The following is an 8468-nucleotide window of genomic DNA, read 5'->3' on the forward strand; positions in this document are numbered from 1 at the left end:
TACATGTATATAAAAAATGGTAAAACAGTTAACGATACAAGAAATCTTTGAAAAGAATATTAAATTAGGTGATCAAGCAGGGATTACCTTTTTAGAGAGTGAAAACAACATGGAATACATATCGTATAAAAAACTCTTCATGGAGGCGAGATGTATGCTACATGTTTTACAAGAAAAGGGAATTCGACCTGGTGATGAATTAATTTTTCAGTTCATATCGAACAAAAACTTCTTAGTTACTTTTTGGGCATGTATTTTTGGAAAAATTATTCCAGTTCCAATTGTTTTTGGAGTGACGGTTGATATTATGAAAAAAATAGGTAAAGTTTGGGATAAATTAGAAAACCCATACCTAATTACAGATTTAGAAACGTTAAAAGATAGCTGGAAAGAATATATTGAAAGTCAGTCAGAAACCTCTATTGATGTTGATAAGAAATTCATTTCTTTTAATGAGATAACCTATTCAAAGCTAGCTAAAGTTTTGCAAGGAACTATTGATGACATTGTGTTTATTCAATTTTCTTCTGGTTCAACAGGTAATCCAAAAGGAATTGTTAACAAGCAAGATAGTATTCTTTACAATGTAGAGACAATGACTAATTTAATTCAGTTAACAGAAACAGACTCATTTCTTGGATGGATGCCATTAACACACGATTTAGGATTAGTATTTTTTCACATATTACCATTATTAAGAAATGTGCCTCAGTTTTTGATGCCACCAATGGAATTTTTTGCATATCCTAATTTATGGTTAAAAAGTTTAGCCAAAAACAATATTACCATTTCTGGTTCTCCAAACTTTGGGTTTAAACACACTATTGATAATGTAGTTACCAAAGATTTGGATGGTTTATCTTTTGAAAGTTTGAGATTAATCATTAATGGAGCAGAACCTGTGTCTATTGCGATTTGTGATGAATTTGAACGTATGCTTGCTCCTTATGATTTAGCAAAGGAGACTATAGGTCCTGCCTATGGCTTGGCTGAATCTGTTCTTGGTGTATCTTTTACATTGAAGAACAGACAGCAAACTAGAGAATATATTTTAAATCGACACAAATTAAAAGTTGGAGATGAAATAGAAGAAGTAGAAGTAGATTCTGTAAATGCTGTTTCATTTGCCAATTTAGGACCTTATACTGGTACAGACATAAAGATAACGGATAGAAATTTGCAAACGCTATCAGAAAGAAAACTAGGGATAGTACATTTAAAAAGTAAAGCAGTCACATCTGAATTTTATAATGATCCAGAAAAAACAGCAGCAACAATATCAGAAGATGGTTGGTTAAATACCGGAGATTTAGGTTTTATAGATGATAATCATTTGATTTTGACAGGTAGGGAAAAAGAAATGATTTTAATAAATGGACAAAATTATTTTCCAAATGATCTTGATGATTTAATTGATGAGTTACCAGAAATACAGTTTCAGCAAGCTGTTACTTGCAGTTTGTTTAATGAAGAAAAATTTCAAGATGATATATATGTATTTGTAGTCTATAGTGGTCTAGTTTCAGATTTTTTGTCACTTGAAAAATCTATAAAAGAACATTTAGGTCAAAGAACAGGATTAACAGTCGAAAAAGTAATTGCAGTGGATAAAATCCCTAGAACAACAAGTGGGAAAATTCAACGCTTTGTTTTGCTTAATGATTATTTAGAGGGTAAAAATGACAATTTTTTAAAAGAACTAGAGACTGAAAAAATCAAGCTAAAGAGCGCTTCAAAAGTAAATAATGATGAGGATGTAGCATTAGATTTTCAAATTACTTCAGATTCAGATATTGAGCAAAAATTAGTTAACATTTGGAAAGAAGTATTAGGTGTTACTTCTATAGGTTTGCAAGATGATTTTTTTCAATTAGGCGGAAACTCTCTAAATTTAATTAGACTAATATCTAGAATTCATCAATCTTTTGGGATTGAACTGAATATTGGTGATGCTTTTAAAAACCGAACTATTAATAATCAATTATTACTTATTACAAATGCTCCAAAAGTAAATTTTGATCCTATACCTTCCGCAGAAATCAATGACTATTATCCACAGTCTGATACTCAAAAAAGAATGTTCATTATGGATCAAATGAATCCTGAAATGGTGGCATATAATGTCCCAATAGTCTTTAAAATAGTGGGTGATATTGATATTGATTTATTAGAAAAAGCATTTAGACGTATCATAGATAGACATGAAGCTCTAAGAACGTCATTTGAATTAATAAACGGAGAAGCATGTCAGAGAATTCTTGATGTTGTTAGCTTTACTATAGAAAGCATACCAAATACGAGAAGTTTAGATGAGTCAATGAATGCATTCATCAGAAGTTTTGATTTGAGTGCACCTCCTTTACTTAGAGTTGGAATCAAAAGAGAAGGAAGCGATGTTGCATATTTATTAATAGACATGCACCATATTGTATCTGATGGAGTCTCTTATGTTAATATGATGCAAGAGTTGATGGATATTCTCAATGATCAGCCATTAAAACCATTAATAATTCAATACAAAGATTATGCAGTTTGGCAACAAAATGAAGAAATAGGACATCTACTAGAGAAACCGAAAGAGTTTTGGATTAATCAGTTTAAAAGTTTACCAGTAGGACTCCATTTGCCAACTGATTTTGTTAGGCCTCCAATTAACAGCTTTAAAGGAGCTACCGCAACTTTCACATTAAATGAACAAGAAATGCAGGTGTTAGCAGATGTTTGTTCAAACCAGAAAGTTACCATGTATAATTTACTATTAGCGTCTTTTATAGTTTTATTATCCAAATTATCTGGTCAAGAAGATGTCGTTATCGGTACATCAACAGCTGCTCGTCAACATATAGATTTGGAAAAATTGATAGGAGTTTTTATTAATACATTAGCCATAAGAAACTTTCCCAAAGGCAATTTAAATTTTTCAGATTTCCTTGAGAAAGTAAAAGAGAATATTATTAGCTGTTTTGCAAACCAAGAATATTCATATGAAAAGTTAATTGCTCAATTAGGATTAAAAACGGATTTAAGTCACAATCCTTTATTTGATATAATGTTTGAATATTACAATTTTGATTTGTCAGAATTTAAATCTGATAATCTACATTTATCACATGTAGATTATAATAATATAAGCTCTAAACTCGATTTATCATTTCGAATTTTCGAAAAAGAAAACAGTCATACATTTTACATAGATTATAGAACAGACCTTTTCAAAAAAGAAACAATAGAGCGCTTTGTTTCATACTACAAAAATATTTTAAAAGCAATTGTAAAAAATATAGATATTAAATTATCAGATATTAATATGTTACCAAATGAAGAGTATAAACTATTAATTGAAGATTATAATGCAACAAAGTTGAACTATGCATCAACAACCAATTTGGTATCTTTATTTGAAGAAGAGGTGCATAGACATCCAAACCGACTTGCAGTATGTTTTGGAGAGGAAAAATTAACCTATGAGGAGTTGAATGAGCAGTCTAATAAAGTTGCCAATTATTTAATTTCTCAAGGTATTGTTCATGGAAATACTATTGGTCTTATGTTTGAACGCTCTGTAAATATGATAGTTTCTATTTTTGGAGTATTAAAAACAGGAGCAGCTTATTTGCCAATAGATCCAGGATTACCAGAACAACGTATTGGTTACATGTTAAATCAAAGTAGAGCTAATTATTTATTAACACAGAATAATTTTATAGATCGATTCACAGCCTATCTACCAGTTCAAGCAATAGATTCGTCAAAAATAAAGTCACAAAGTTCAAAAAATCCTTCAGTAGAAATTCATTCTACCGATATGGCCTATTGTATATTCACTTCCGGCTCTAGTGGAAAACCAAAAGGAGTAATGATGAATCATCAAAGTGTAGTTAATCTAGTGAAAGGTTTGGAGGAGAGAGTCTATGATTCTTATGAAGACAAGATTCTGAATGTCGCTTTAGTCGCTTCTTTTTCTTTTGATGCATCTGTGCAACAAATTTACGGTTGTTTGTTACAGGGACATAGTTTATATGTTGTAGATGATGAAAGTCGTAGAGATGGGTTTAAGTTAAAATCATATTATAGAGTTAATAGCATCGATGTATCAGATGGTACTCCAACACATCTCCGTTTGCTTCTTGATACTTTAGAAAAAGGAGAAACATTAGGGAATCTTTCTTCATGGATTTTAGCAGGTGAGGCGTTACCTAAAGAATTAGTAAAAAAATTCTATGATATAGTAACCGACAATATTATACTTTATAATTTCTATGGTCCAACAGAAACCTGTGTAGATTCTACAAGTTATAAAGTAGAAAGAGAGAGATTAGATGATTATTCCTTCATTCCAATAGGGAAACCACTACCAAATGAACGTATTTATATTGTTGATGCATATGGTAATTTAGTTCCTAAAGGTGTTATTGGGGAACTTTGTATTGCTGGAGATGGTTTAGCACAATACTATGTTGGTGATATTGATAAAAGTTCAGAAAAATTCAGAAACGATTGGATTACTGCAGAAGAACGGGTATATCTTACGGGCGATATGGCTCGATGGTTGCCAGATGGAAATTTGGAATATTGTGGTCGTATAGATGATCAGATTAAATTAAGAGGCTATAGAATTGAACTATCTGAAATAGAGCATCAACTCAATACATTTAAAGAGATCATGCATTCTGTGGTAGTATTAAAAGAATCGGAAGATGATAAATACTTAGTTGCTTACTATGAATCTTCAACAACATATCGAGTAGGCGAACTTCGAAATCATTTGTCGGAATATTTGCCAGATTACATGGTACCGCTGTATTATGTTCAACTCGAAAAATTACCATTAAATTCTAATGGTAAAGTAGATCGTAATTCCTTGCCAGACTACAAAGTAGAAATTGAAGATAATTATGTAGCTCCTGAAACAGAAACAGAAGCAAAGTTAGTAGCAATATGGGCAGAAGTTTTAAAACTTGATAGTGAAGTAATTGGAACCAAAAGCAACTTCTTCGATTTGGGAGGACAATCTTTAAAGCTAGTGTTTTTAGCAAATCGCATTAAGGAAGCATTTAAAGTCTCTCTTAGTTTATCAAAATTAATTACTATTAAAAACATTCAAGAATTAGCTAAAAACATTGAGGCAAGTTTGCAGGAAGAATATTTAAAAATTCCACAAGCACCAAAAATGGATTTTTATCCGTTGACTACTACTCAAAAAAAGTTTTATTTTCTAAATCTGCTCAATAAAAAATCAACGGTATATAATCAACCGTTAGCTTTCATGGTAACAGGGGCTATTAATAAAGAAAAATTAACTAAAGCTTTTCAAGAAGTTATTAAACATCATGAAATTTTTAGAGTTAGTTTCACTTTATTAGATGATTCACCAGTACAGTTTTTCACAGAAAATGTATTTTTCGAAATAGAGTTTTTTAGAGCTACATTGGAAGAAAGCACAAAAATAGTTTCAGAATTTATTCGTCCATTCGATTTAAGTAGAGCTCCACTTTTAAGAGTAGGATTAATTCAGATAACAGAGGATAAACATCTTTTAATTACAGATAGACATCATATTATTTCAGATGGGGTGAGTCTAGAAATTTTTATCCGTGATGTAATGCGTTCTTATGAAGGAAAAGAATTATTGCCAATTCAATTAAATTATAAAGACTATGCAGTTTGGCAACAAAGTAAAGTTTTCAAGGAGAATTTAGAGCGTCAAAAACAATATTGGAAAACAATATTTGAAACACCACCAACAATACTGAAACTACAAACAGATTTTGAACGTCCATCAGTAATTAGTTATAACGGTGCTGGATTTAATTTTGAAATTGGACTTGAACAAACCAAAGACTTATATGATTTAGCAAAAGCATTGAATACTACTCTATTTTCAGTAATTCTTGGAGCATTTAAAGTAATGCTATACAAACTTACTAATCAAAAAGATATTATTGTTGGTACTCCAGTTGCTGGACGTAGGCATGCAGATTTAGAAGGAATGATGGGTGTTTTTATTAATGTATTGGCATTACGCAACCACATTGATGATAATGATACTTTGCACACATTCTTAAAAAGAATACATCAAACTTCCATTAATAGTCTAGAATTTCAGGATTATCCTTATGAAAAATTGGTAGAAGATTTAAATGCTACTAGAGACACAAGTCGTAATCCCTTATTTGATGTAATGTTCGTCTATAAAGATGCGATGCCGATAGCGATGAAGACTTCTAATTTAGAACTTAAAGAACATACACTCGAAGCAGATACTTCTCAAATGGACTTAATTTTCCATGTGAATACTACCGAAACCAATATTCAACTAAGTTTTCAATATGCCACTGATTTATTTGAAGAATCAACGATTAAAAAGTTTGCAAAATATTTCAAAAAAATAATTAGTCAAATTCGTTCAAACATGTCTTTAGGAGATGTAAGCATACTTGATGAAAAAGAAATATCACTCATCAGAGAATTTAGTAAATCTGAAATTTCTGTTGAGGTAAAAGATACAATTGTTGCAGCATTTGAAAAACAAGTGCAATGTTTCCCAAACAAAATGGCATTGGTGTATAACAATTCTAGTTTAACCTATAAAGAACTCAATGAACGTAGTAATCAATTAGCTGATTATTTAAGGAAACAAGGTGTAAGAAAAGGAGATTTAATTGGTTTAATATTAAATAGATCCGAAGAAATCATTATTGGTATCTTAGGGATACTTAAAAGTGGTGGTGCTTATTTACCAATTGATTCTAAATTACCCGAAAATAGAATAACCTACATGTTAGAGTCCAGTAATGCTAAATTATTGCTTGGACATGCAGAATATTTAGATACATACAAAAATATTATTCCTACTCATGATATTCTAAACGAAAAGATTAAAGAATATTCTATAGCGAATATGGTTAGTGATCGATCTATTTCAGATTTAGCGTATTGTATTTTTACTTCGGGTTCAACTGGAATGCCTAAAGGTGTTTTAATGGAAGACAATGCAGTAATTAATCTCGTAGAAGGACTTTCACAAACGGTTTACAAAAATTTAGAAACAGGACTTCGTGTTGGTCTTATTGCTTCCTATTATTTTGACGCCTCATGCCAACAAATCTTTGCTGCCCTTTTAAAAGGACATTGTTTATATGTCTCGAACGAAAAAGAGCGAATGGATGGAGAAGAACTCTACAATTTTTACAAAAGGAACAAGATTGAGTTGAGTGATGGTACCCCAACGCATTTAGGAATGTTGCTAAGAAGTAAACAAGGAGCAATAGACTTACCAGAATTTAAAGTATGGTTATTGGCAGGAGAGGCATTACCAAAAGGTTTGGTTAGAGATTTTTATGAACGTTTAGAGTTATCAGATACTATTATATATAATCTATATGGTCCAACAGAAACTTGTGTAGATTCTACTTTTTATAAAGTAACACCAGAAAACCTAGATAAATATGACACAATACCTATTGGGATTCCATTACCAAATGAGCGAATTTATATTGTAGATAGCTTTGGAAATATAGTACCTCAAGGAGTTGTTGGTGAACTTTGTATTGCTGGTTCAGGTCTTGCACGTGGTTATCTTGGTAATGGAATTGAAAACCAAAGATTTATCACAGATTGGATTGTTGACGAAACAAGGGTATATCGAACTGGGGATTTTGCATGTTGGTTATCAGACGGAAATATAGCTTACAAAGGCAGAATAGATAATCAAATAAAATTAAGAGGTTATCGCGTCGAGATTGAGGAAATTGAACACATTTTATCTGCTCATAGAGCAGTAGTTTCAAGCGCTGTTACTTTACAAAATATTGATGGAGAAATGTATTTATCTGCTTTCTATGTCTCTAATCAAGAACTAGATGATGAAACATTAAGAGCCTATCTTACTAATAGTTTGCCAGATTATATGATTCCTTCTTTTTTTACTAAATTGGACAAGATGCCTTTAACTTCAAATGGTAAATTAAATAAAGCTGAATTACCAATTCCTAGCAGAATAATAAGAGATCTACACGTAGAGGCATCTACTGAAATTCAAAAAAAACTTGTTGAAATTTGGGCAGAAGTTTTAGGTCTAGAGACACAATCTATAAGTGTTAATCAAAGTTTTATTCAACTAGGAGGACATTCATTAATGGCTGTTCAAATTGCTAATAAAATTAAAAGAATATTCAATCTAGAAATTAAACTTGTGGAGCTTTTCCATAATGTAACGATTATAAAACAAGCAAATTTTATAGAGGCAAACTTATGGATTAAAGAAGACCTAGTAGAAGAAGGAAAAACTGAAATCAGTATCTAAAACTTGTAACACATTACAAGATTGTAGATGTTAAATTACCTACATACATCTAATTAAAAGGTATTTTGAATATTTCACAAAATTAACATTAGTCAAACATATTTAGGTATATTTTTCATTATACCTAAATTCTTTCTCTAAAGGTGTTATCACTTTAAACGTG

At 31.0% G+C, this 8468-nt stretch carries 1 protein-coding gene; it reads left to right on the top strand.

The genetic code is table 11. The annotated features are described in order from the left end of the window. Positions 1-16: 16 nt before the first annotated feature. Positions 17-8305, top strand: a complete 8289-nt coding sequence (locus ACZ49Z_RS15065) for a non-ribosomal peptide synthetase (protein WP_464305127.1) — start codon at positions 17-19, stop codon at positions 8303-8305. The last annotated feature ends 163 nt before the right edge of the window (positions 8306-8468 follow it).

The sequence above is a fragment of the Flavobacterium sp. KY-23415 genome, from assembly GCF_055384985.1.

Excerpts from the sequence above, each read along its gene's own strand:
- ACZ49Z_RS15065 (WP_464305127.1), top strand. The coding sequence starts at position 17 with ATGGTAAAACAGTTAACGATACAAGAAATCTTTGAAAAGAATATTAAA.